The organism is Amycolatopsis sp. NPDC114484 (assembly GCF_055633755.1).
Map to the genome: position 1 here is coordinate 294,790 of NZ_JBVKDQ010000008.1, position 23,601 is coordinate 318,390.

A 23,601-nucleotide genomic window follows, 5' to 3' on the forward strand; every position below is an offset into this window, starting at 1 on the left:
GGGCGCATGGGTCAAGCCGTCGCCGCCGCTGTCGCCTTCCGGACCACTTTCGACGCTCTGCACGCCCCCGTCTACTTCGCGCCCGAAACCCAGGAGCGGCTCGCCGCTGTCGGGCTCAAACCGGGGTCGATGACCTACTTCGCCAGCCGAGCCGCGGCGATGGGCCCGGTCGGGCCGGGAACGGTCACCGCCACCTTCTACAGCTTCAGCCCCGGCCTCGTCGCCCACTTCGTCCCGCGCGTCTGGACGCTCGCCACGCCGGAGACCGTCTTGGAAGCCCGGCTCGCCGCCGTCGACGAGATCTATCGCCGGCTGTTCGGCGACGAGACGCTCGCGTCCGCGGAGGTCGCCGAAGCGGCGGCGCTCGCGCGCGAAGCGACCGAAGGCTGTCGTCCGGAGGGACGTCCGCTCTATGCCGCCCACGCGGACCTGGAGTGGCCCGAGCAACCGCACCTCGCGCTCTGGCACGCGATCACCCTGCTGCGCGAGCACCGCGGAGACGGGCACGTCGCGACCTTGATCCTCAACGACCTTTCCGCCCTCGACGCGCTGGTCACGCACAGCGCGACCAAGAACGGCACCCCACCGGACACCGCCAAGCGCACCCGCGGCTGGAGCGACGAAGAGTGGGACGCGGCGACAGCCAGGCTCACTGTCGACGGAATCCTCGACGCCGAAGGCGCGCTGACCGAGCGCGGACTGGAGCTGCGCGAGCGCGTCGAGACGGCGACGAACGCGGCGGCCGAAGGTCCGTGGCGGCACCTCGGCGAGGAGAAGACGGCTCGGCTGGAGCAGTTGTGCGCCCCGCTCAGCCGCCGGGTGATCGAGGCCGGAGCGATCCCGAGCGCGGCGTTCCGGGCTTGATCCGGGAGACGGTCTGGAACTGCCCGGGATCACGCTTTGTAGTGAACAAATGCGCACATCGGACGTGATGGTGACCGTTATCGCATCAGAGAGTGATCAATTCCGGATTGTTTTCCAATCCGGTTGTCACTCACCGGACTCGCGGCGGAACGCCGATCGGGGCATGCCACACTGGTGCCTGCCCGACACGCCGGTCCGGGGCGCACTCAGAGTGAGCTCGGCACGTTTTGCGGAGCCGCACCGCCGGAACACTGCGCAATCCGGGTGGCTTGGGTTATTCCGGAGCACCCTTGCCACGATGATGGAGGGCGAGGAATCCTGGCCACCGGACAGCAGTACCCGCCCCTTGACCACAAGTCGACATTCCACCGATACCTACGCAGCGCGCTTTGACCATTACCCCTCGTAACGCCATGATGGTGTTCGTAGCTTCGCCGAAGCCAGAACAGCGCGGCGCCTGCCGTGCACCGGGAGTATCGCGATGACCAGCATGACCGCCCTTGAGACGTTCGTGGCCGAAGGGCTCGGCACCAGCAACGTCCGCACCTGGCTGCTCGACAACGTCATCCCGCTCGTACTGCTCGCGGTGGCGCTGCTGCTGCTGTGGCTCGGCGGCGGCAAGGGCGACAACGCGGGGGTCATGCGGCGGCTCGCCGGCGTGGTCATCGCGCTCGCGATCATCGGACTCGCGGTCAGCGGAGCGGGAGTCAACGTGGGCCAGTGGATCGCCGGCCTCTTCACCGGCTGAGGCGGAGCAGGCGTGCGGATCAGGACCGATGACGAGGTGTACCGGGTCGATGCCGTCTGGCTCGGCCCGCCGAAGGCGACTTTTCCCTGGCGAGCCCGTTACGTGGCATGGCTCGTCGGCATTCCGGTCTTCCTGGTCGTGCTCACCGTGGAGCGGTGGGTCGGCTGGAGTTTCGGGTTCTTTTCCACGGCGTGGGCGTTCGTGGCCACGATCGTGATCACCAGGCTGATCACCGCGAAGATCAGCCACGAGCGCCCGCTGGGCGCGGTGATCGCGATGATGGGCCAGGAGTTGCGCGCGCCGAGGGAAACGGCCTCGGGCACGGGCGGCGCGGTCAGCGCCAGCCGGGTCCGGGTGCGGGCGGAGCGCCCGCTGCCGAAGCACAAGAGAAGGCGGCAATACCAGCACCGCGACCCCCGTCGCGGTGCTGGCGCGAGTGCCGGGAAACAGGGAGCACCACGAGCGCGCCGGAGCCGCCCCGCGGCTCGGGCCGGGAGGTAGTCGTTGTTCGGTCGCGGCGGAAGCCGAGGGAAACGGGAGCAAGACGTCCCCGCCGGCGCGTGGAACGCGCCACCGCGGGGCCGTCCGCCGTCCGGCGGCACAAACTCCGGCGGCAAGGGCCGCCGGCTGCCCGGTGAGCAGGCGATACCGGCGTACACGCCGTCGATCGCCGCGCGCAGCATCGACGGGCACCTGCTGCGGACCGGGTACGAGGTGTACGCCTGGTACCGGCTCGCGCCGCAGCGCTGGTCGTTCCGTTCCGATTCACAGCGCCGCGACCTGATCGCGGCCATCGCGGGCCAGTACGCCGAACTGCAGGGCCGCTGGCTGCACCTGCGCGTCACGAACCGGCCGTATCCGATCCGGATGTGGGCCGAGGCGCACGTGCACAACGCGGTCGGCAGGCCGGGCGACGTGCCGGGCGCGCTGTCGTTCGACGACTACCTGATCGGCGAGCAGCAGCAGCTGATGGGCCGCTCGATGGCGGAAAAAGAGGTCTACCTCGGCGTCCAGGTGCAGACCCGGCGCATGGTGGACCGCGCGGTCGAACGCGCCGCGCCGGTGCTGCGCCGGATCCTGCCCGAGGCGGTCGACGCCGAACTGGCCGCGCTCGACTCGGAGATCGAGCACCTCGACCAGGTCATCGGCAGCGCCGGGCTGGAAGGCCGTCCGGTGCACGCCGAGGAGATGTCCTGGCTGATGCACCGCTCGTGCTCGCTGGGCCTTCCCGCGCCGCGGAACATGCCCGCGGTGCCGGGTGCGGCGTGGGAACCCGAGGACCTCGCCAGCTTCACCGACGCGGCTGATTTCCACGCCGACCCGTACGCGCCCACGGTCACCGTGCGTGGCCGTACCGGGTCCAACGCCGGCGTGTCGCGGCATCTCGCGGTGCTCACCGTCGGCCAGATGCACGGGCTGCAGATCCCCGAGGTCGACGACCCGTGGATCCAGCACGCGGACCGGCTGCCCGCCGCGGTCGAGGTGTCCGCGCGGATCTACGTGCGGCGCCCCGAAGAGGTGTCCGGCGAGCTGCAGCGGCAGATGAACAAGGTCCGCTCGCAGGTCAAGCACTACACCGACGAGCACGAGCTGGAACCGCCGCAGTCGCTGGCCCGCCAGGCCGGCCGGGTGCTGGAGATCGACGACGAGATGACGTCGGGCTTCACCGCGCTCGCCACGCGCGTGCGGTCGTGGTGGCGCCTCGCGGTGTCCGGCCCGACCGAGCGCGACGCGCTGCGGCTGGCCCAGCAGTTGCTCGACCTGTACAAGCCGAAGATCGCCATCGAGCACCCGGAAGCGCAGTACGCGATGGCCCGGGAGTTCATCCCGGGCGAGCCGCTGGCCTCGGGCGCGTACATGCGCCGCGGTTCGGTGGTGTGGACGGCGTCCGCGGTGCCCACCGCGACCGCGGAGGTCGGCGACCGGCGCGGGATCCTGCTCGGCGAAACGGTCACCGCGACGCGGCGTCCGGTGGCCTGGGACCCGTGGATGGCGCAGGAGATCCGCGACGGATCGGGCCTCACCGCGATGGTCGCCGGGCTGGGCGGCGGCAAGTCCTTCCTCGGCGGCGGCATCGTCTACAAGACGCTGCGGGCCGGGGCGCACTGGACGATCCTCGACCCGTCCGGCCCGCTGTCGCGGCTGTGCGACCTGCCGGAGATCCGGCCGTACGCGCGGCCGATCAACCTGCTCAACGCCCAGCCGGGCATCCTCAACCCGTACCGGGTGGTCGCCGATCCGCTGATCGAGCACTTCATGGACGAGGAGGACCCGGAGCGCTCTTGGCGGCGCGAGAAGGCGCTGGCCGGGGCGACCCGGCGGCGGCTGGTGCTCGACGTGCTCACCGGCGTGCTGCCATACGAGGTGTCGCGGATGGCGCAGACCCGGATCGTGCTGCTGCGCGCGGTGCGCGCGGTCGGCGGCCGGTTCGACGCGGACCCCGGCCAGGTCATCGACGCGCTGCGGCGGGATTCGAGCGAGCACCACGAGCACGCGGTCGTGGTCGCGGACTTCCTGGACGAGATGCGCGAGCGGATGGCGCTGCTGATCCCGGAAACCGACGCGGACCCGTACGCCGAGACCCGCGACGACCGGATGACCGTGCTGACCATGGCGGGCCTGACCCTGCCGAAGGACGGCGTCCCGCGCGAGTACTGGACCGACGCCGAATCGCTCGGTGTGGAAATGCTGAACCTCGCGGCGTGGCTGACCCAGCGGTCGGTGTACGAGAAGCCGAAGGAACTGCGCAAGGGCGTCTGGATCGACGAGGCGTTCTTCCTGTCCGAGGTGCCGACCGGGCGCGTGCTGATGAACCGGTTCGCGCGAGACTCGCGGAAGTGGAACGTCCGGGTGCTGCTGTCGTCGCAGATCCCGGCGGACTTCCTGAAGATCCAGGGATTCGTGGCGCTGCTGGACTCGGTGTTCGTCGGACGGCTCGACGACGACGACGCCCAGGCCGACGCGCTGCGGCTGCTGAAGGTGCCGGTCGGCGTGGGTTACGAGCAGGTCGTCGCGGCACTGGGCCGCCGCCCCGGCGCCCAGCGCGGGCTGGAACGCGACATGGAGCCCCGGCAGTTCATCTTCGGCGACGGAGCAGGCGGCGTGGAGCGCATCCGCGTCGACTTCTCCGGCCCGCATCTCGACCCGTTGCGCGCGGTCATGGACACCACCCCGGGCTCGCCCGACGCGCGCACGAAACCCGGCGGCGAACTCGTGGTACCCCGCGAGGACGAGGCCAAGCCGTATGTCCCCGCCCCACCGGAGGACGACGAGCTGGAACACGACTTCGAACTCCAAGCGGAACTCGAGGTCGGTCTTGCCGACGAGCAGCTGCTGGGCTCGCCGGACCCGCTCGCGTCCGAGACCGGCGAGGTGGAGGGTGCAGTGCGCAACGGACGGCAGGAGGACCGGCACGCCCGCGCCGGCGGCAAGGGCGGCGGCACCGGCAGGGATGCCGCATGAACCCCGGTGATCCGGGCCGGCCCGCGCCGGCCGTGAGGAGGCCTGCGTGAACACCGTCTTCACTCTGGCGTTCGTCCTCGCGTTCGCCGCCGGCTGGCACGCGCTGCGCAAACGCGTCAAGGAGGGCCCGAAGCCGGGCGGCCGCCGGCCGAGCAGGCGCGCGTCGCTGCTGGCGGTGGTCGCGGTGATCGGGCTGCAGACGGTGCTGTTCGCACCCGCGGCCAACGCGGCGGCTTGCGGGGAATCGCCGAACCCGGAGCGTCCGGGCTCAGGCATGGTCGGAGCGCTCGACCCGCCCGAGGGACACGGCGAACCCGGCAGCGCCTACATCGACTACAGCTACGCGGGCACGGTCTGGAACACCTACCAGACCAACTGCACCGCGCTTTCCGCTATCGCGTCCCCCAGTTCTACCATCGACACCTGGGCCGGGAACCAGCTGTTCAACGTCGGCAAGAACATCGTCGGCGCCACGAACTCGCTGCACTACACCGTCCTCGAGGGCGGACTGCTGAACCCGATCTACAACGCGGTGAAGTCGGGCGCGGAGAAGGTGTACAGCAACATCTACGCACAGCTGTTCGGCCTGGTCGCGCTGATCCTGTCGATCATGTTGTTCCGCAATATCTGGCGCGGCGACCTCGCCGGGGTCAGCAAGCGGGCGCTCTACGCGCTGGCAGGCGTCTGGCTGGCCGCTTCGTCCTTGGCCATGCTGCGGTACTTCGACCCGATCGACAAAGCGATCGTCCAGACCACCACCAACATCCAAGCGGGATTCGTCGACGAGTCGGAAAACCGGATCGTGCGCGACATCCTGCCCACGGATCTGCACACCCAGGTCGTCTACGACAACTGGCTGCGCGGCGAGTTCGGCTCGCCCACCGCCCCGCAAGCCCAGCAATACGGCAAGCCGCTTCTGGACGCGCAGGCGTTCACCCGTAATCAGCTGGTGAACGGCGACGACGGCAAGCAGAACGTCGTCGACGCCAAAAAGGCCGCCTTCAAAGACATCTCCACCAAACTCGGCCCCGCCACCGGCTACTTCACCGGCGAGTCCGGCGGCCGTACCGGTGCCGGGTTCCTCGCGCTGGGCCAGAGCCTCGTCTACTCGCTCTTCCAGTTGCTGGCCAAGGCGTCGGTGCTGCTCGCGCAGGTGCTGATCCGCCTGTTCGCGCTCACCGCGCCGCTGATCGGCCTGGTCGCGCTGCTGAACCCGGAGATCCTGCGCCGGGTGCTCAAGGTCGCCGGCGGCATCGCGTTCAACCTGGTCGTGCTCTCGGTCCTGGCCGGCGTGCACGCCCTGCTGCTGCAGGCGATCTTCGCCGCGGGCGACGGGCTCAACCTGCTCACCAAGATGGTCCTCGCCGGGCTCATCACGGTGCTGCTGTTCCTGGTCGGACGGCCGGTGCGGCGGCTGTGGCAGATGGTCGAGATGTCGGTCAGCATGGTCGGCGCGGCGGTGCCGTCTCCGGGCGGCGGGCTGTTCTCCCGGTTCCGCCGGAAGAACGGGCCGACGCCGCAGGACGAGTTCTGGCAGAACGTCCGCGACACCGACGACGTCGTCGACGGCGAACAGCGCGGCCCGATCGGCGCGACCGTCGGCGGCGGCCGGTACCGGCCCGAGGCGGCGGTTTTCGCCAGTTCGCAGCGGCTCGACAACGGCTCCCGGGCGGCCCGGCCCGCCGCGGCCTGGTCCGGCGCTCCGTGGCCGGGCGCGGTCGGTCCCGCGCAGTCCGCCGCGGGCGCGTTGCCCGCGGGCGGCGGGGGAGGCGCGCCGGCGTTCGGCCAGTACCACCCGGTGGCCGGTGCGCCCGGCGACTACGTCATGGCGGGCGCGCGGTGGCCGGTCAAGGAAAGCCGCCAGGTCGACACGTCCCCGGTCGCCGACCGGCGGTGGAGCGACGAGCCGGAACCGGTGGTCGTCCCGTCCCGGATGAGCGCGCCGGACCGCGGGTACTCCGCCCCGGCCCCGGACCAGCCGGGGTTCACCGTGCCGACGCAAGGCATCCGGGCCCAGCCGCGCCGGGTGGATCCCGAGGTCGTGGCCGGGAAACCGGTGTTCGTGCTGTACCGCCCGTCGCGCGGCATCGAGGTCCGCGACACCGACCAGGTCATGGGGCGGTGAGGCGATGCCGATCCGCACCAACCGCGGCCGGACCGCGGTCTACCGCCGCCTGTGGGGCTTCCCGCTCCGCTCGCCCCGGCACCTCGTGGGCACGCTGGTGTTCCTCGCGGTCGTCATCACCGCGCTGGGCATCGGTCTGCCGAAGGTGCTGGGCAAACCGGCGTCCGCGCAGCCGGGAGCGGCCCCGCCGAACTCGTCGGCCGCGCCGCGCACCGGCGTCGCGGCCCCGGTGCCGAGCACTGAAACCCTGCCGACCCGGCTGTCGCAGCCGCTGGTCACGCCGACATCGGCGCCGCCGAATCCGGAGGCGCTGAACGTCGCGAAGCAGTGGGCGACCGCCTGGGTCCGCCATCCGGCGGGCATCTCGAACGCCAACTGGCTCAACGGGATGCGCGGGCTCACCACCGACGAGTACCTCCCCGTCATGTCCACTGTGGACCCCGCGAACATCCCGGCCACCAAGGTCACCGGCGACCCGACGGTCGCGCAGTCCTACTCCAGTTCGGTCAAGGTCGTGGTCCCCACCGACGGTCCGAAACTCAGCATCACCGTGGTCCTCACCAGCGCGGGATGGCGAGTGTCGGATTACGACCAGGCGAGCTGACCGTGAAGCTGGCCATTCTCGTCTCGGTGGTGATCGCCGCCGTTTTCGCCACGGTGCTCACCACCAACGTCGTGACGAAGGTCGTGAACGACCAGCAGCAGGCAGCGGCCGGCGGGATCGCGCTGACCTCGTGCGACGCCGCGATCGGCCCGACCCAGCCCGGCCAGCCGGAACAAGGCGGGTCGGACGCGGCCGAACTCGACCAGGAGTCGCGCGGCACGGTTTCGCTCATCATCGCGATCGGCAAGCAGCGCAGCCTCGCGCCGCGCGCGTGGCAGGTCGCGATCCAGGCCGGGATGACCGAATCGCGGCTGCACAACGTGAACTACGGCGACCGCGACTCGCTCGGCATCTTCCAGATGCGCCCGTCGATGAACTGGGGCAGCGCGGCCCAGGTCACCGACCCGAACTACGCGATCAACAAATTCTTCGACGTCCTGCTCGGCGTCCCGGACTGGGAGAACCTGCGCCCCGGCGACGCCGCGCAGCAGGTCGAACGGTCCGGCTTCCCGGATCGCTATCACCGCTGGGAGGCCATGGCGGCCTCGCTGGTGCAGAACATGGGCCAGATCGCGGACGTGGTCGGCTGCGGGCAGGGCATGGGCGCCGCGCTGCCGCCGAGCCAGGCCGCCGCGCAGGCGATCAAGTTCGCCCTCGGCGAGCAGGGCAAGCCCTACATCTGGGGCGCGACCGGCCCGGACTCCTACGACTGTTCCGGCCTGATGCTGCGCGCCTACGAGTCGGCGGGCGTGATCCTGCCGCGCGTGTCGAAGGACCAGTACCACGCCGGCGCGATGCTGCCGGTCCGCGAAGCCCAGCCCGGCGACCTGATTTTCCTCGCCACCGACCCGGCCGACCCGACGACCATCCACCACGTCGCGATGTACCTGGGAGACGGCAAGATCGTCGAGGCCCAGCAGACCGGCGTCCCGGTGCACATCCGGCCGTTCTCGTTCGACGAGCGCCAAGTCGTGCCGCAGGCGGTGCGCCCCGGCGTCTAGCATGGGTGCGGGAGGCATCGGCTCTTGACCCGCGGGTGCCCAGTACCGCGGGTCCGGATTCACCCCGAAGTCGCGGCCTGTCCACGAGCACGTGGCCGCGCGCTGGCAGAGGATGGCACACGTGGCACGGAAATTCGGCAAGCGAGGCAAGTCAGGCCAGAGCGAGCCCCAGGACCCGGCGGCGCTTTTCGGCGCACCGCAGCCGCCGCGCCAGTCCGCGCACCCCGCGTCCAGCACCCCGTTGGCGGACCTGCTGAACCAGGGCATGCCCGGCGTGGACGGCGGGTACGTCGTCCTGCCGCGTTCCCTGGCGGAGGGCATGTCGCTGCCGTGGCAACAACAGATGGCGGCTTTGCTGGCCCAGTTCCACGCGGCGCACGCGCGGTTGTCGTGGCCGGTGTATCGGGTGGTCCCGTCCCGCTACGAGCGTTTGGTCGATCTCGACGAGGAGCAGTTGGCGGAGGCCGGCTACCTGGTGGAGATGGACGCCGAGGGGGAGATGGTCTACCGGGAGCGCAGCGGCCGGAAGGTCCAGGATCCGGACCGGACGACCGTCCTGGTGTCCTGCCTGGACCCGATCCCACGCCCGGCCGCGGCCGGACCGGTGCCTTCGGGGGACGTGCGGCCGGTCGGGCCGTTGCCCGCACCGGTACCGATGAACATCGGCCCGGCTCCGGTGTGGCGGTCGGCGCCTAACGGGCCTGGTGAGGGCGCGGTTGGTCCTGGTCCGGCGAACCACGGTCAGGCATCGGCTGGCCCGGCGCAGCGCCCGCCGGAGGAGGTGCGGCCGTTCGCTGGTGCTGGTCAGAGCGGCTCGGCACAGGTTCCGGCCGCGAATCCCGAGCCGGTGACGAATGGCCAGGCCAAGGCTTCGGAACCGCCCGCGCCTGTCCAGCCCGCTGCGACGGCTGACCAGCCTGCGCCTGTCCCGCCTGCTGCGACGGCAGAACCAACCGCGCCAGTCCCGGCGACTGCGACAGCGGACCAGCCCGCGTCTCTCCCAGCGACAGCGGACCAGCCCACGCCCGTACCGCCCGCTGCGACGGCTGACCAGGTTTCGGAGACCGCCAGCCCGGACCCAACCCCTGCGGAAGAGACACCTCAGCCCGCCCCGGTGCCCGCAACTGACTCGGGCACGACTGCCGAAGAGCCGGTCCCGCCCAACTCGGGCGCTGCGGATTCCGCCCAGCCTGCAGTGGAAGAGGTGCCGCCCGCGAGCCCGCCCTCTGCGGCACCGGTGACTCCCGCCCCAGTACCGCACGATGCTCCGCCAGCCGATCCGCAGTTGCAGGCGAGGCAGTCGTGGCAGCCGAAGCCGTACGTCCACGAGCCGAGGCAGGCCGCACGTCCGACGGAAGCGTTGCCGCCGCAAGGAAATCCGACGCACGGTCGGCACGAGGCGGCTCCGGAGACCCCGGCAGCCCAGGACGTTCCTGCCTCGACGGGATGGCGCGGGCAGAATCCGGCGTCGGGCCAGGTTCCTCCGCGCGGGGGGTTGCCGCCGAGTCAGGTCCCCCAGCCCGGTCCGGGTCCGCAGTACGCTCCGCCGCCGGTCGCTCCGTCCCCGGCGCAGCAGGCTTTGCCCGCGCAACAATCCCCAGCGCAGCCGCCCCTTTCCGGGACGCCGCAACAGGTTCCGGCGGCATCTCCGGCCGTGCCGGTTACGGAGCAGCCGACGAACCCTCCCGTGCAGCAACCCCTTCCGCCTGCTGCGCAACCGGCTCCGCCCGCGCAGCAGCCCCCGGCGCAGCCGGTTCCGCCGACGAGCCCTCCTGCATCAGCGGCTCAGCAGCCGGTTTCGTCCGCGCCTGGCCAGCAACAGGCCGCGCCTATTCAACAACCTGCTTCGCTTGCACCTGATGCGAATCAGGCCGCGCCTGCGCAACAACCGGCTCCGCGCGCGCCTGGTCCGCATCAGGCCGCGGCTGTGCAGCAACCGGTTTCGTCCGCGCCTGGCGCGAATCAGACCGCACCTGTGCAGCAACCGGCTCCGTCCGCGCCTGGCCCGCAACAGACCGCGCCTGCGCAGCCTGTCTCGCAGCCGCCTCCGCCCGCGAACCCTCCCGCACAGCAACCCCTTCCGCCCGCCCCCGGCACCCAACCGGCTCCGCCCGCGCAGCAACCCCCGGCTCAGCCGAGCGCGCAGCCGCAGGCGAATCCGTCCGCGACCGGACCATCGCAACCGAACCCGCCCGCCACGGGTGTTCCGTTCCAGTTGCCGCAGCCCAGCGGCCGCCGTCGGTCCGTCGAGACTGGGCCGGACGGGCGGCCGTTGCCGGTCTTTCCTGGGCAGGAAACCGGTCCGTCCGGGCCGCCACCGTCGCGGACGTATCGGGACGAGCCTCCGGTCTTCCCCGGCAAGACGTCGGCCGTACCGCCGGTGCCGAAGCCGGATTACGGTGCTTCCTCCCCGGCGGACGACGCGGCGACCCCGCCCCGCGGCATCCCGGTTCCGGACAACCGCGGGTGGTTCGACGAGCACCCCGACCACGAGGACGACGGCCCGGCCGACTTCGGGCCCACCGGCCAGCCCACCGAGGTTCCGTTCCGCTGGCGCAAGTGAGCGGGCAGGTGTCAGGCTGAACCCATGTCTGACGACCCGAACCCGGACCAGGGCTGGTACTACAACACCCGGACCCACGAAGTCGAGCACCTCGAACGCAGCCGCGGAGTCGACCTCCTCGGCCCCTACCCGGACGAGGCCACGGCCCGCCGGGCGCTCGACATCGCCCGCGAACGCACCCGCCAGGCCGATGCGGCCGACCGTTCCTGGGACGGCGACTGATCGGCTGAGGTTCGCTGTCGAGCCTGGGTGGCGGGTGCGGTCGGTTCGCCGGGTGCGACATCGCCCGCGAGATCGGCTGACACTCGCTGCCGAGCTTGAGTGGCTCGACATAGCGCACCCCGACGCAGCTTTGTCACGCGTCGGATCGTGACTGACCTGCTGGTGTTCGCTGTCAAACCTGGCTGAAACGACGGCCAAGCCGCCGGAGAGCAAAGAAACCGCCGACCGGACAGGGGCACTGTCCGGTCGGCGGCATGGATGCCTTCAACCAGGCAACCCCTCAGCTATCCCGCCACCAAGGCCGGATCCAGCACGAACTCCGGATCCACCTGCTCCTCCAGATCCGCCCCGGCGCGACCGTTCCCCCAGGCCCGCGCGTTCCGCAGATGAAACTCCACTCCCTGCCGCTGGTACCGCGCCCAATCGCGCGGCGTCGCGTCCACCAGGTCCTGCATCGCGGCCAGCGTCGCCAGGTTGCGCGGCTCCAGTTCGCCGATCGGCCGGGTGGTCCCGCGTTCGGCGGCCCGGACGTGGCCCGACGTCGTCATCCAGCCCAGCAGCGCCGAGCCCAGCTGCGTGGTCAGGAAGTCGACGTCGTCGCTGTCGGTCACCTTGTTTCCGACGGCAACCAGGTGAACCCCGAAGTCCCGCGCATGATCCGCGTACTGACGGTAAACGCCGACGCTGCGAAGGGTCGGTTCGCACACCAGGAACGTCACGTCGAAGCGCGTGAACAGACCCGAGGCGAACGCGTCGGCACCGGCGGTCATGTCCATCACGACGTACTCGTCCGTGCCGTCGACGAGGTGGTTCAGCAGCAGTTCCGCCGCACCGACCTTCGAGTGGTAGCAGGCGACACCAAGGTCGTCCTCGTCGAATTGCCCGGTGACGCCCAGGCGGACGTCGCCCAGCGGGCGGAAGCAGGTGTCGAAGATGGGGTTGTCCTCGAAGGGGCGCACGAGCCGCGAACCCCGGCCGGGCGGGGTGGTTTTGATCATCGCGTCGGCAGAGGGGATCCGCGGGTTGTCGCCGCGCAGGTAGTCCTTGATCAGCGGCATGTGCTCGCCGAGGGTCGGCCACGCCAGCGCCTGTTCCTCGGTCGCGCCGAGGGCTACCGCCAGGTGCTGGTTGATGTCGGCGTCGATGGCCAGCACCGGGTTGCCCGCACCCGCCAAGTACGAGACGAACAGCGACGAGAGCGTGGTTTTCCCGCTGCCGCCCTTGCCGACGAACGCGATCTTCACCGATCCGACCCCTTCTGAAAATGAAGACGATTATCAATGCCAGGCAGGCTACACCCGACCGGCCCGCGCCCGAACGGGCGATCATCGGCGGTTCGGCGGGATAGTGTTGGACCGTGCCGCCACTCGTGCTGAGGACACCAGCGTCGGGAGGGGACTTCGGTCGTCTCCGGGCGGAATTCGCGCTGCCGGAGTCGTTCGGGCCGGGGGTGCTCGCGGAGGCCGAGGCGGCGGTGGTCGATCCGCTCGCGTCGGCGGGCGGCCGCGAGGACGCCACCGACCTGCCGTTCGTCACGATCGATCCGCCCGGGTCCAAGGACCTCGACCAGGCGATGGTGATCGAGCGGCGCGGGGCCGGTTTCCGGGTGCAGTACGCGATCGCGGATCTCGCGGCGTTCGTGCCGCCGGGCGGGGCGCTCGATCACGAGGCGCGGCGGCGCGGGCAGACGCTGTATCTCCCGGACGGCAACGTTCCGCTGCATCCGCCGGTGCTGTCCGAGGGGGCGGCCAGCCTGCTGCCGGGCGAGATCCGGCCGGCGGTGCTGTGGACCATCGACGTCGACTCGAGCGGGGAAATCATCGCCACGCGGGTACGGCGGGCGTTGGTGCGTTCGACGGAGCAGCTTGACTACGAAGGGGTCCAGTCGTCGCTGGACGCGGGGAAACCGCATCCGTCGGTGGCGCCGTTGCCGGACCTCGGGCGGTTGCGGCGCAGTCTCGCGGTGCAGCGCGGCGCGGTCGAGTTGCAGTTGCCGGAGCAGGAGATCAGCGGCGGCGTCGACGGCGGCTGGGTTCTCGCGCGCCGGCCGCGGACCGTCGTTGACGCGTGGAACGCCGAAATCTCTTTGCTCACCGGGATGGCGGCGGCGCGGATCATGATCGACGCCGGGATCGGGGTGTTGCGGACGCTGCCGTCGCCCGAGCCGGACGCGGTGGAATGGCTGCGCCGGTCCGCGGCGGCGGTGGGGCTGGCCTGGCCGGTCGAGCAGACGGTATCGGAGTTTCTGTCTACTTTGGACCCGGGGCAGCCCGCTTCGATGGCGTTGTATGCGGACACCACAAGACTTTTGCGGGGCGCGGGTTACACGGGCTTTGCCGGTGAATTGCCCGCGGTTACGACGCATGCGGGGATCGGCGGGGCGTACGCGCACGTCACGGCACCGATTCGGCGGCTGGTTGACCGGTTCGGCACCGAAGTGTGCCTGGCGGTGACGGCGGGGCGCGAGGTACCGGAGTGGGTGCGGGAAGCGTTGTCCGAGGTGCCCGCGCATATGTCCGCTTCGGACAGTCTGGCGGCGCGGGTGGAGCGTGCGTGCATAGATCAGGTCGAGGCGTGGGTACTCGCTGAGCATGTGGGTCACGAGTTCACCGCGGTGGTGCTGCGTGCGGAGGAGACGCGCGCGGAGATTCTGGTCGAGAATCCGCCGGTGATGGCGAAGTGCTCCGGCGAGAAGTTCCCGGAGGGCGAGCGGATCGCGGTGCGGCTGACCGAAGTGGACGTCGAGCAGCGGAAGGTGTCGTTCGAACGGGTATGAGGAACGCGGAACTGGTGGACGATCTCGGCGAGCCGGTGCCGATCGAGGGCTCGCCGCGGCGGGTGGTGTCGCTGGTGCCGTCGCTGACCGAGGCGGTGGAGGTCAGCGCGCCCGGGCGGCTGGTCGGGGCGACGGACTACTGCACCCATCCGGCCGATCTGGACGTGGAACGGGTTGGCGGGTCGAAGTATCCGAAGCTCGACCGGGTGCTCGCGCTCAAGCCGGATCTGGTGCTGGCGAATTCCGAGGAGAACCGTCCGGAGGACGTGGAAACCCTGCGTGCCAACGGGGTTCCGGTGTTCGTCATGGCGGCTGCGGAGTCCGTGCCTGCCGCGCTGGGGTCGTTGCGGCGGATTTTCGGCCAGGTGTACGGCATCGACGAACCGGAATGGCTCGACACCGCGGACGAGCTGTGGCGCGAGGTGGCGCCGGTGCGGTACCGGGCGGTGATCCCGGTGTGGCGCAAGCCGTGGATCGTGCTGGGGCGCGACACTTTCGCCGGAGACGTGCTGCGCAGGATCGGCGTCGAGAATGTCTACTCGGGACACTCCGAGCGGTATCCCCGGCCTTCGCTGGAAGAACTCCGCGAGACCGGGGCCGACCTGGTCGTACTGCCTGACGAGCCGTACGAGTTCACCCAGGACGACGGCCCCGGCTTCTTCCCGGAGATGCGCCCGGTACTGCTGTCCGGGCGCTACCTCACGTGGTACGGACCGTCCCTCGTGGACGCCTACGCGGCGCTCAGAGAGTCAGTCCAGTAAGGACAATCACGCGCTCCTCGGTGAAGTCCGCCATCGCCGCGGCCGGGCCTTCGCGGCCGACGCCGGAGTCCTTCACCCCGCCGTAGGGCATCTGGTCGGCGCGGAAGCTCGGCACGTCGCCGACCAGCACGCCGCCCACCTTGAGCCGCGCGGACACGTCGAACGCCGTCGGCAGGTCGCGGGTGAACACGCCGGTCTGCAAACCGAAACGGGACGCGTTGATCCGCTCGACGCCGTCGTCCACAGAGGGCACCCGGACCAGTGAGACCACCGGGCCGAACACCTCGTCCGCCATCACCGAAGCGTCCTCGGGAGCTTCGGCGAGCACGGTCGGCTCCACCGTCGCACCCTTACGGCCGCCGCCGGTCAGCAGCTTGGCTCCGGCGACAACCGCGTCGGTGACCCAGGATTCGACCCGCGACGCGGCCGCCTCGTTGACCAGCGGGCCAACGTCGACGCCGTCCTCGCGCGGGTTTCCGGTGCGCAGTGCGGCGACCTGCTCGAGAACCTTCGCCTGCAACTCGTCGTAGACGTCGGTGTGCGCGTACACGCGCTGCACCGAGATGCACGACTGTCCGGCCTGGTACATAGCGAACGTCGCGATCCGCTGCGCGGCGAAGTCCAGGTCAGTCCAATCCGGACAGACCAGCACCGCGCCGTTGCCGCCGAGCTCCAGCGCGACGTGCTTGCGCGGCACGCTGTCGCGGATCGCCCAGCCGACCGGCACCGAGCCGGTGAACGACACGACCGGCAGCCGCGGGTCCTTGACCAGTTCGGCGGTCGCTTCGTTGCCCAGCGGCAGAATCGACCAGCTGCCCGCCGGAAGATCGGTCTCGGCAAGGATTTCGCCGAGCAGCAGCGCGGTCAGCGGCGTCGCCGGGGCGGGCTTGAGCACGATCGGCGCGCCGACCGCGATCGCCGGGGCTACCTTGTGCGCCACCAGGTTCAGCGGGAAGTTGAACGGCGTGATGCCCAGCACCGGACCGCGCGGCACGCGCCGGACGAGCGCGAGCCGTCCGGTGCCGCCGGGGTCGGTGTCGAGGCGCTGCAGATCGCCGGAGAACCGGCGGGCCTCCTCGGACGCCCAACGGAACGTCGACACCGCACGGCCGATCTCGCCGCGCGACCACTTCAGCGGCTTGCCCGATTCGGCGGTGATCAGCTGCGCGATCTCCTCCGCCCGCTCGGAAAGCCGCCGCGAGATGTGGTCCAGCGCGCCCGCGCGGACGTGTGCGGGCAGCGTCGCGTACTCGTCGGCGACGTCCGCCGCGGCCTGGACCGCAGTCTCCACATCGGACGGTCCGGGCAGGTAGTGCTTACCGGCTTCGGAACCGTCGAACGAATGCCGCACGACGGTCGTTTCGCTGCTGGTTACCGGCTTTCCGGCCACCCAGAACGGAAAAGTCACTTGCGGGCCTCCGTGGCGATCGCGTACTCGAGAACGGCGAGGCCTTCGTCGAGCAACTCGTTGGACAGGGACAGCGGGGGAAGCAGCCGGACGACGTTGCCGTACGTGCCGCAGGTCAGCACCACGACACCCTGCGCGTGGCAGGCAGCGGCGATGCGCTTCGTGAGGTCAGAGTCCGGCTCGTTCGTGCCCGGCTTGACGAACTCGGCGGCCAGCATCGCGCCACGTCCGCGGATGTCGCCGATCACGCCGGTTTCCGTGGCCAGCGCCCGAAGTCGCGGCAGCACCAGCTCTTCGATGCGCTTCGCGGAACCGGTCAGGCCGTCGCCCCGCATGGTCTCGATCGCGCCCAGCGCCGCGGCGCACGCGATCGGATTGCCGCCGTAAGTGCCGCCGAGCCCACCCGGGCCGACCGCGTCGAGCAGTTCCGCACGCCCGGTCACCGCGGCGAGCGGCAGACCGCCCGCGATGCCCTTGGCCGTGCACACCAGATCGGGGACGACGTCCTCGTGCTGCGAGGCGAACCAGTTACCGGTGCGGCAGAAGCCGGTCTGCACCTCGTCGGCGACGAACACGACGCCATTCTCCTCGCACCACGAGGAAATCGCGGGCAGGAAGCCGGGCGCGGGCTCGATGAACCCGCCCTCGCCCTGGATCGGTTCGAGCACGACGGCCGCGACCTGGTCGCCGCCGATCTGCTTCTCGATCCGGTCGATCGCCTGCCGCGCGGCCTCCGGGCCGGCCAGCCCGTCGCGGTACGGGTACGAGCCCGGCACGCGGTACACCTCGGGCGCGAACGGGCCGAAACCGTGCTTGTAGGGCACCGATTTCGCGGTCATGCCCATGGTCAGGTTGGTGCGGCCGTGGTAGGCGTGGTCGAACACCACGACGGCCTGGCGACCGGTGGCGGTGCGGGCGATCTTCACCGCGTTCTCGACCGCTTCGGCACCGGAGTTGAACAGCACCGACTTCTTCGCGTGGTCGCCCGGCGTCAGCTCGGCCAGCGCCTCGCACACCTCCACGTAACCCTCGTACGGGGTCACCATGAAACAGGTGTGGGTGAACTGCGACGCCTGCTCGCGCACCCGGTCGACCACCTCGGGCGCGGAGTGCCCGACGCTCGTCACCGCGATCCCGGAACCGAAGTCGATCAGCACGTTGCCGTCGGCGTCGGTGAGCAGGCCGCCGCTGGCGGAGGTGATGTAGGCGGGCAGCGTGGACGCGACCCCGGCGGCGACCGCGTTCGCGCGGCGTTCCTGCAGCGCGCGGGAGGCGGGCCCGGGGATCTCGGTCTGCAGCCTGCGCTGCCGGGGTGCCGGAGCCTGCGGCTCGGCGGCGGTGCTGGTGGTCACGGCGCTCCTACATCGCGGGTCGTGAGTGCCGGTGGGAACTCACGGACATTGGGTGGGTCGCTCTCAGGATGGGGCCTGCGCCGTCCGCCGTCAGCTGGCCGTTCTGTCCAATTCGGCAGCTACACTTAGCCGTTATGGCACTCACCCTGCGGGCACTGGCCGCCGAACCCGCGCTCAGCCTGCGCGTGGTCGCGGGCGAGGCCGGGCTGGACCGTCCGATCGGCTGGGTGCACCCCACCGAGCTGACCGACCCGCAGGTCTTCCTCGAAGGCGGGGAACTGCTGCTCACGACCGGTCTGACGCTCTACAGCGCCACCTACGCGGCGTACATCCGGCGGCTCGTCGACGCGGATGTCGCCGGGCTCGGGTTCGGCGTCGGGCTGAGCCACGCGAAGGTGCCGGACGCGTTGGTGGCGGTCGCCGACGAAGTCGGGTTGCCGGTGCTGGAGGTGCCGCGGAAGACACCGTTCATCGCGATCACGCGTGCGGTGTCCCGGTCGGTCGCCGCCGACGAGTACGCCGCGACGGTGCGGATCGGCCGAGCCCAACAGGAGCTGACCCGGACCGCCGTCGGCCGCAGCGGTGCCGGGGGAGTGGTGCGGCGGCTCGCGCGGCTCATCGACGGCTGGGTCGTGCTTTACGACTCCGCCGGGCGCGTGCGGGAGGCGTCGTCGGCCAAAGCGCGCAGTGTCGAGCTGGACGTCACCGGCCTTCGCGCGGGGACGCGCGTGGTGTCCCATGGCGACGACGAGGTGGTGCTGCAGACTCTGCATACGCGCGGCGCGTTGGCGGTCGGTACCGCGGAACCGTTAGACGCCACCGGGCAGCACATCGTCAACACGGCTGTCTCGCTGCTTTCTCTTGCGCTGGAACAGGATCGGGCACAGCGGGTTTCACTGTCCCAGTTGCATACCGGCGTGCTGGAGCTGCTCGCCGCCGGACAGCACGAGCTGGCCCACGAGGTCGTGCCGGACCTTCCGCCGGAACCGTGGACGGTGCTGGCCGTAAAGGGGAGCAAGGCCGCCCGGAACACGCTCTACGAACGGCTGGAAACCCTTGCCGGGCAGGTGTTCGCCGCACATCGCGGAGACAAGCTGATCGTGCTGGCGGAGAACGACGAGGTGAGCGCGATCGTCGCGGAGACCGGGGAATTCCACAGTGGACTGTCGACGGGGGAGTTCCCGGCCGCCTTAAGGCAGGCCGAAGAAGCGGCCGAAGCGGCGCGGACACAGCGCGTGCCGATGCTGCGATACGCCGATCACGCCGGGGCCGGGCTGCTCGGCCTGGTCGATCACCAAGCCGCGCAAGCGTTTTCCGACCAGCTCCTCGCTCCGGTGCGAGAGTTCGACCGCACCGGCCGCGGCGACCTGGAACTGTCGCTGCGCTGCTGGCTCGAACACCACGGCCACTGGGACCTCGCCGCGACAAAGCTCGGCGTGCATCGGCACACCTTGCGCAACCGGGTCGCCAAAGCGGCCGAACTGCTGGGCCGGGACCTCGACGCGCCAGGCGTCCGCGGGGAGCTGTGGTTCGCGCTCCAGATCAGGTCGTGACCAGCAAGGTGATCGGCGAATCCCCGCACCGCCGCAAGGTCATCCCGCCCGGCGCCGTATACGGTTCCGCCCCGGACGCCCACCACGCAGGTACGTCGATCTCGCGCACCAGCGACCCGGTCGCCTTCCGCACGCTGTTCGACACGATCACCCGCCCCTGCGCGTTGAGCAACGCGGCGGTCCGGCCGAGCGCGCGAAGCCGGCGGCTCACCGTGCGCTCGAACTCGCGCACATACACGTCCGCACCAACGACTCCGGCGAATTCCTCACCGCGTGTGACAGGCACGGTGAAGGTGAGCGTGTACTCGTCGGTGCAGAGATAGTCCACGTACGGCCCGTTGACGTGCCGCCGTCCGCTGTCGCGCGGCACGGTAAACCACGATTGCCGCGTGTAGTCAAGGAAATTAGGGCTCTCCGGATCGAGGCTGATGAACAGCTGTTCCGGCGCGCCGTCGTCGGTGCGGCAGGACGTCCACCATTCGAAGCCGAGTTCCTGATCAGCCAAGACCTTCGGCGCGCTCACGAAGCCCGCGCCGACCACGAGGCCGCCGAGCGCCTCGATGACCTGCGGCCGGATCGCGTGCAGCGCTTCGGCGGACAGGTCGCCAGGCTCGGCGAGCAGCGTTTCGGCGGCGGCCAGAACTGGCTTCAGGCGCGCGAAAATCTCCTCGACGAGGGAGGAAACCTGGGTCACTACCTCTTCGCCGGTCAGCGTGTCGGTGTCGGTCACGATGCTCACCTCGTGATGCGGGTCATCGGAGCTTACGGCGTTTCGAGGGTCAGGTGCAGATCTGCGAGCCGATCAAGCGCGCCGAGGAGGTGTTCTTCGGTCAAGGCGCGCGCCCGATCGCCGTCGGCCGAGGCGATCGCGGTGACGATCGCCTGGTGCTCAGCGTAAGACCCCCGGCAGGTTTCCTTGTCGCCGAGGGGCGCCCAGAGCAATACGCCATGTTCGCTCTGCAGCTGAACTTCCTGGTTGGTGAGCCGGGGGGACTGTGCGGCGGCGGCGACTTCGAGGTGGAAGTGCCGCTCCGCGCGGGTCGCGTCGGGGCCGCTCGCGCCGAGGAGGTCTTCCGCGGTGAGCCGCAGCCGTTCGAGATCTTCGGGCGTACTGCGTTCGGCGGCGAGTTTCGCCGCCGAACCCGCGACGGCGAGGTAGTGGTCGCCGAAGTCGCGAAGTTCAGCCATTGAGACCAAACGCAGGCGTTCGGCCCACGAACTCTGCGCGGGCCAGTCCGGGGTGCGCACGAAGCTGCCGCCGCCGCGCCCGCGCCGCGTTTCGACCAGGCCCTGCTGCCGCAGCACCGCGAGCGCCTCGCGCACGGTGACCGTGGAGACCCGGAACTGCGCGGCGAGTTCGGCCTCGCTCGGCAACTGCTCGGCGTCGTCGAGGAGACCGAGCGTGATGGCGTCGAAGAGCCGCGCGGCGACCGCTTCCGCGCGCCCCACCTGTTCCAGCGGGGCGAACATCGCCAGTCGTGCGCTGTTCGACATCTCCTTGCGCATCGTTGGTCCACCCGTCTCGGCATCCGTTGGAGCCAATCCTGCCCCAGGGCCTTGTCATTTGAAATATGGAGTTATATGTTTCATCCTGCCACGGAGAGTCAGGAGGCGCACGCGTGCAGGAGTTGAAGCACTACATCGGCGGGACCTACGTCGACTCGCTGTCCGGAAAGGTCGCGGAGATCGTCGACCCGGTTACCGGCCGTGCGTACTGCACCGCGCCGGTGGCTGGCGCCGAGGACGTGGACCGCGCGCTGAAGGTCGCCGCGGAAGCGTTCGAAAGCTGGCGCGAGACCACCCCGGCGCAGCGGCAGCTCGCACTGCTGAAGATCGCTGACGCGCTCGAAGCGCGCGGCGAGGAGATCATCCGCGTCGAAGCGCGGGACACCGGCAAGCCGTTCGCGCTGACCATGGAGGAGGAGCTGCCCGCGGTCATCGACCAGGTGCGCTTCTTCGCCGGTGCCGCGCGCGTGCTCGAAGGCCGCTCGGCCGGCGAGTACATGGAAGGCCACACGTCCTTCATCCGCCGCGAGCCGGTCGGCGTCTGCGCGCAGGTGACGCCCTGGAACTACCCGCTGATGATGGCGATCTGGAAGATCGCGCCGGCGCTCGCCGCGGGCAACACCATCGTGCTCAAGCCGTCCGACACCACGCCCGCCTCCACGCTGCTGCTCGCCGAGATCTGCGGCGAGCACCTGCCCGCGGGCGTGTTCAACGTGATCTGCGGCGACCGCGACACCGGACGTGCGTTGGTAGAGCACGACATTCCGGCGATGGTGTCGATCACCGGCTCGGTGCGAGCGGGCATCGAGGTCGCCGGTTCGGCGGCGCACGACGTCAAGCGCGTGCACCTCGAACTGGGCGGCAAGGCCCCGGTGATCGTGTTCCCGGACGCCGATCTCGAAGCCGCCGCCGAAGCCATTGCCGCGGCTGGGTATTTCAACGCCGGCCAGGACTGCACCGCCGCCACTCGCGTGCTGGTGCACGACGACGTACACGACACCTTCGTCAACGCGCTCACCCGCCAGGCCGAGGCGAACAAGACCGGCACCGGCGACGACGTCGCCTTCGGTCCGCTCAACAACGCCGCACAGCTGGAAAAGGTCTCCGGCTTCATCGACCGGCTGCCGGAGCACGCGACTGTCCACTGTGGAGGACGGCGGTCCGGCGACGAGGGCTACTTCTACGAGGCCACCGTGGTTTCCGGCGTCCGCCAGGACGACGAGATCATTCAGAACGAGGTCTTCGGCCCGGTCATCACGGTGCAGCGGTTCACCGAGGACGACGAGGCGCTCAAGCACGCCAACGGCGTTCCCTACGGCCTCGCCTCCTCGGTGTGGACCAAGGACCACCAGCGCGCCATGAGGTTCTCGGCGAAACTCGACTTCGGTTGCGTGTGGATCAACACGCACATTCCGCTCGTGGCCGAGATGCCGCACGGCGGGTTCAAGCGGTCCGGCTACGGCAAGGACCTCTCGCTGTACGGCCTCGAGGACTACACCCGCGTCAAGCACGTGATGAGTGCGCTGTAGCCGTCGTGACCAGATCCATGGGAAGGCCCGTCATGCCCCATCAAGCCCCCGCCGAGACCCGGCCGCCGGGAAGGCGTCCGCAGTCCGCGCAGCCGGCGATCCGGCTCACCGGCCTGGAAAAGCACTTCGACAAGGTGCGTGCCGTGGACGGGGTGGACCTCGACATCCCGCCCGGCGAGTTCTTCTCGATGCTCGGCCCGTCCGGTTCCGGCAAGACCACCGTGCTGCGGATGATCGCCGGGTTCGAACTGCCCACCGCGGGCACGATCGAACTCGAAGGCAAGGACGTGAGCCAATTGGCTCCGTTCGACCGCGACGTCAACACGGTGTTCCAGGACTACGCGCTCTTCCCGCACATGACGGTGCAGCAGAACGTGGAGTACGGCCTGAAAGTCAAGCGGGTCGCGAAAGCCGAACGCCGCGAGCGCGCGAAGGAAGCGCTGCGAACGGTGCGGCTGGAGGACTTCGGCGAGCGCAAACCGTCGCAGATGTCCGGTGGACAGCGGCAGCGGGTCGCGCTCGCCCGCGCTCTGGTAAATCACCCGAAAGTGTTGCTTTTGGACGAACCCCTCGGCGCACTTGACCTGAAGCTGCGCCAGACCATGCAGGTCGAGCTCAAGCAGATCCAGCGCGAGGTCGGCATCACCTTCGTCTTCGTCACCCACGACCAGGACGAGGCGCTCACCATGAGCGACCGGATCGCCGTGTTCAACGCGGGCCGCATCGAACAGGTCGGCACTCCGGTGGAGGTCTACGAACGCCCGGCAAGTGCTTTCGTGGCAGGGTTTGTCGGCACGTCGAACCTGCTCAGCGGGCGCGGCGCGGAGGCGGTGATCGGCAGGCCGGGCGTGTACAGCATCCGGCCGGAGAAGATCCGCATCGACGGAGACCTTGCGTCGCCGGCCGGTCCCGGAGAGACTTCGGCGACCGGTTCGGTAACGGATGTCGTTTATGCCGGTTCGACGGTGCGCTACGCTGTCGCGCTCGATGCCGGGGGCCAATTGTCCGTTGTCCGCCAGAACACCAGCGAGCCGACCGAGTTCGCCGACGGTCGCGTTCGCCTGCGCTGGCGCCGCGAACACAGTTTCCGGGTCCCCGAAGCCGGCTAGTTCCTCACGGGAAGGTTT

19 protein-coding genes are annotated in these 23,601 nt (G+C 70.1%); 14 read left to right on the forward strand and 5 right to left on the reverse strand.

Annotation, left to right across the window (positions count from 1 at the left end):
• Positions 1-6: 6 nt before the first annotated feature.
• The 9 genes from ACZ7SW_RS22050 (at position 7) to ACZ7SW_RS22090 (ending at position 11,589) form a co-directional block, all read left to right on the forward strand.
• Complete coding sequence (locus ACZ7SW_RS22050) at positions 7-864, forward strand: SCO6745 family protein (RefSeq protein ID WP_470232279.1); 858 nt, start codon at positions 7-9, stop codon at positions 862-864.
• 481 nt (positions 865-1,345) lie between these two features.
• Positions 1,346-1,612 (forward strand): hypothetical protein, encoded by a 267-nt coding sequence (locus ACZ7SW_RS22055; protein WP_344288458.1) that lies wholly within the window; start codon positions 1,346-1,348, stop codon positions 1,610-1,612.
• Between the two features lie 12 nt (positions 1,613-1,624).
• The gene (locus ACZ7SW_RS22060; RefSeq protein ID WP_470232280.1) at positions 1,625-2,113 is read left to right on the forward strand and encodes a hypothetical protein; all 489 of its coding nucleotides are present in this window, start codon (positions 1,625-1,627) and stop codon (positions 2,111-2,113) included.
• Positions 2,114-2,116: 3 nt separating this feature from the next.
• Positions 2,117-5,074, forward strand: a complete 2,958-nt coding sequence (locus ACZ7SW_RS22065) for an ATP-binding protein (protein ID WP_470232281.1) — start codon at positions 2,117-2,119, stop codon at positions 5,072-5,074.
• A 46-nt stretch (positions 5,075-5,120) separates the two neighbouring features.
• On the forward strand, positions 5,121-7,199 hold the full coding sequence (locus tag ACZ7SW_RS22070; RefSeq protein WP_470232282.1) for a magnesium transporter: 2,079 nt from the start codon (positions 5,121-5,123) through the stop codon (positions 7,197-7,199).
• 4 nt (positions 7,200-7,203) lie between these two features.
• Positions 7,204-7,803: a hypothetical protein gene (locus tag ACZ7SW_RS22075; RefSeq protein ID WP_470232283.1), complete on the forward strand. Its 600-nt coding sequence runs from the start codon at positions 7,204-7,206 to the stop codon at positions 7,801-7,803.
• 2 nt (positions 7,804-7,805) lie between these two features.
• A complete protein-coding gene (locus ACZ7SW_RS22080) occupies positions 7,806-8,804 on the forward strand; it encodes a C40 family peptidase (RefSeq protein WP_470232331.1) in 999 nt (332 codons plus the stop codon).
• Between the two features lie 2,272 nt (positions 8,805-11,076).
• Positions 11,077-11,367, forward strand: a complete 291-nt coding sequence (locus ACZ7SW_RS22085) for a hypothetical protein (protein ID WP_470232284.1) — start codon at positions 11,077-11,079, stop codon at positions 11,365-11,367.
• A 24-nt stretch (positions 11,368-11,391) separates the two neighbouring features.
• On the forward strand, positions 11,392-11,589 hold the full coding sequence (locus tag ACZ7SW_RS22090) for a hypothetical protein (protein ID WP_037815747.1): 198 nt from the start codon (positions 11,392-11,394) through the stop codon (positions 11,587-11,589).
• Positions 11,590-11,873: 284 nt separating this feature from the next.
• Here the strand turns inward: ACZ7SW_RS22090 and ACZ7SW_RS22095 are convergent, their stop codons facing one another.
• Positions 11,874-12,833 carry an ATP-binding protein gene (locus ACZ7SW_RS22095; protein ID WP_470232285.1) on the reverse strand — a complete coding sequence of 320 codons (960 nt, stop codon included), beginning with the start codon at positions 12,831-12,833 and terminating at the stop codon, positions 11,874-11,876.
• Between the two features lie 113 nt (positions 12,834-12,946).
• Here ACZ7SW_RS22095 and ACZ7SW_RS22100 point away from each other — a divergent pair, with 113 nt between their 5' ends.
• Both ACZ7SW_RS22100 and ACZ7SW_RS22105 read left to right on the forward strand, forming a co-directional pair.
• Positions 12,947-14,365, forward strand: a complete 1,419-nt coding sequence (locus tag ACZ7SW_RS22100) for an RNB domain-containing ribonuclease (RefSeq protein WP_470232286.1) — start codon at positions 12,947-12,949, stop codon at positions 14,363-14,365.
• Positions 14,362-15,126 (forward strand): helical backbone metal receptor, encoded by a 765-nt coding sequence (locus tag ACZ7SW_RS22105; RefSeq protein ID WP_470232287.1) that lies wholly within the window; start codon positions 14,362-14,364, stop codon positions 15,124-15,126. Before ACZ7SW_RS22100 ends, ACZ7SW_RS22105 begins: the two co-directional genes overlap by 4 nt.
• Here the strand turns inward: ACZ7SW_RS22105 and ACZ7SW_RS22110 are convergent.
• Together ACZ7SW_RS22110 and gabT are read right to left on the reverse strand one after the other, a co-directional pair.
• Complete coding sequence (locus ACZ7SW_RS22110) at positions 15,107-16,534, reverse strand: aldehyde dehydrogenase family protein (protein WP_470232288.1); 1,428 nt, start codon at positions 16,532-16,534, stop codon at positions 15,107-15,109. The two genes, ACZ7SW_RS22105 and ACZ7SW_RS22110, sit on opposite strands and share 20 nt — an antisense overlap.
• The gene (gene gabT / locus ACZ7SW_RS22115; RefSeq protein WP_470232289.1) at positions 16,531-17,886 is read right to left on the reverse strand and encodes a 4-aminobutyrate--2-oxoglutarate transaminase; all 1,356 of its coding nucleotides are present in this window, start codon (positions 17,884-17,886) and stop codon (positions 16,531-16,533) included. The genes ACZ7SW_RS22110 and gabT overlap by 4 nt, the downstream gene beginning before the upstream one ends.
• A gap of 134 nt (positions 17,887-18,020) precedes the next feature.
• Between gabT and ACZ7SW_RS22120 the strand changes: the two genes are divergently transcribed.
• Positions 18,021-19,439: a PucR family transcriptional regulator ligand-binding domain-containing protein gene (locus ACZ7SW_RS22120; protein ID WP_470232290.1), complete on the forward strand. Its 1,419-nt coding sequence runs from the start codon at positions 18,021-18,023 to the stop codon at positions 19,437-19,439.
• Here the strand turns inward: ACZ7SW_RS22120 and ACZ7SW_RS22125 are convergent.
• Both ACZ7SW_RS22125 and ACZ7SW_RS22130 read right to left on the reverse strand, forming a co-directional pair.
• Positions 19,429-20,169, reverse strand: a complete 741-nt coding sequence (locus ACZ7SW_RS22125; protein WP_470232291.1) for a cache domain-containing protein — start codon at positions 20,167-20,169, stop codon at positions 19,429-19,431. The two genes, ACZ7SW_RS22120 and ACZ7SW_RS22125, sit on opposite strands and share 11 nt — an antisense overlap.
• Positions 20,170-20,201: 32 nt before the next feature.
• On the reverse strand, positions 20,202-20,945 hold the full coding sequence (locus tag ACZ7SW_RS22130; RefSeq protein WP_344288431.1) for a FadR/GntR family transcriptional regulator: 744 nt from the start codon (positions 20,943-20,945) through the stop codon (positions 20,202-20,204).
• Positions 20,946-21,058: 113 nt separating this feature from the next.
• Between ACZ7SW_RS22130 and ACZ7SW_RS22135 the strand changes: the two genes are divergently transcribed.
• Positions 21,059-22,474 (forward strand): gamma-aminobutyraldehyde dehydrogenase, encoded by a 1,416-nt coding sequence (locus ACZ7SW_RS22135; RefSeq protein ID WP_470232292.1) that lies wholly within the window; start codon positions 21,059-21,061, stop codon positions 22,472-22,474.
• A gap of 32 nt (positions 22,475-22,506) precedes the next feature.
• Positions 22,507-23,583: an ABC transporter ATP-binding protein gene (locus ACZ7SW_RS22140; RefSeq protein WP_470232293.1), complete on the forward strand. Its 1,077-nt coding sequence runs from the start codon at positions 22,507-22,509 to the stop codon at positions 23,581-23,583.
• Positions 23,584-23,601: the final 18 nt, after the last annotated feature.

Excerpts from the sequence above, each read along its gene's own strand:
- ACZ7SW_RS22090 (WP_037815747.1), top strand. The coding sequence starts at position 11,392 with ATGTCTGACGACCCGAACCCGGACCAGGGCTGGTACTACAACACCCGG.
- ACZ7SW_RS22105 (WP_470232287.1), top strand. The coding sequence starts at position 14,362 with ATGAGGAACGCGGAACTGGTGGACGATCTCGGCGAGCCGGTGCCGATC.
- ACZ7SW_RS22075 (WP_470232283.1), top strand. The coding sequence starts at position 7,204 with ATGCCGATCCGCACCAACCGCGGCCGGACCGCGGTCTACCGCCGCCTG.
- ACZ7SW_RS22140 (WP_470232293.1), top strand. The coding sequence starts at position 22,507 with ATGCCCCATCAAGCCCCCGCCGAGACCCGGCCGCCGGGAAGGCGTCCG.
- ACZ7SW_RS22130 (WP_344288431.1), bottom strand. The coding sequence starts at position 20,945 with ATGCGCAAGGAGATGTCGAACAGCGCACGACTGGCGATGTTCGCCCCG.
- ACZ7SW_RS22050 (WP_470232279.1), top strand. The coding sequence starts at position 7 with ATGGGTCAAGCCGTCGCCGCCGCTGTCGCCTTCCGGACCACTTTCGAC.
- ACZ7SW_RS22055 (WP_344288458.1), top strand. The coding sequence starts at position 1,346 with ATGACCAGCATGACCGCCCTTGAGACGTTCGTGGCCGAAGGGCTCGGC.
- ACZ7SW_RS22120 (WP_470232290.1), top strand. The coding sequence starts at position 18,021 with ATGGCACTCACCCTGCGGGCACTGGCCGCCGAACCCGCGCTCAGCCTG.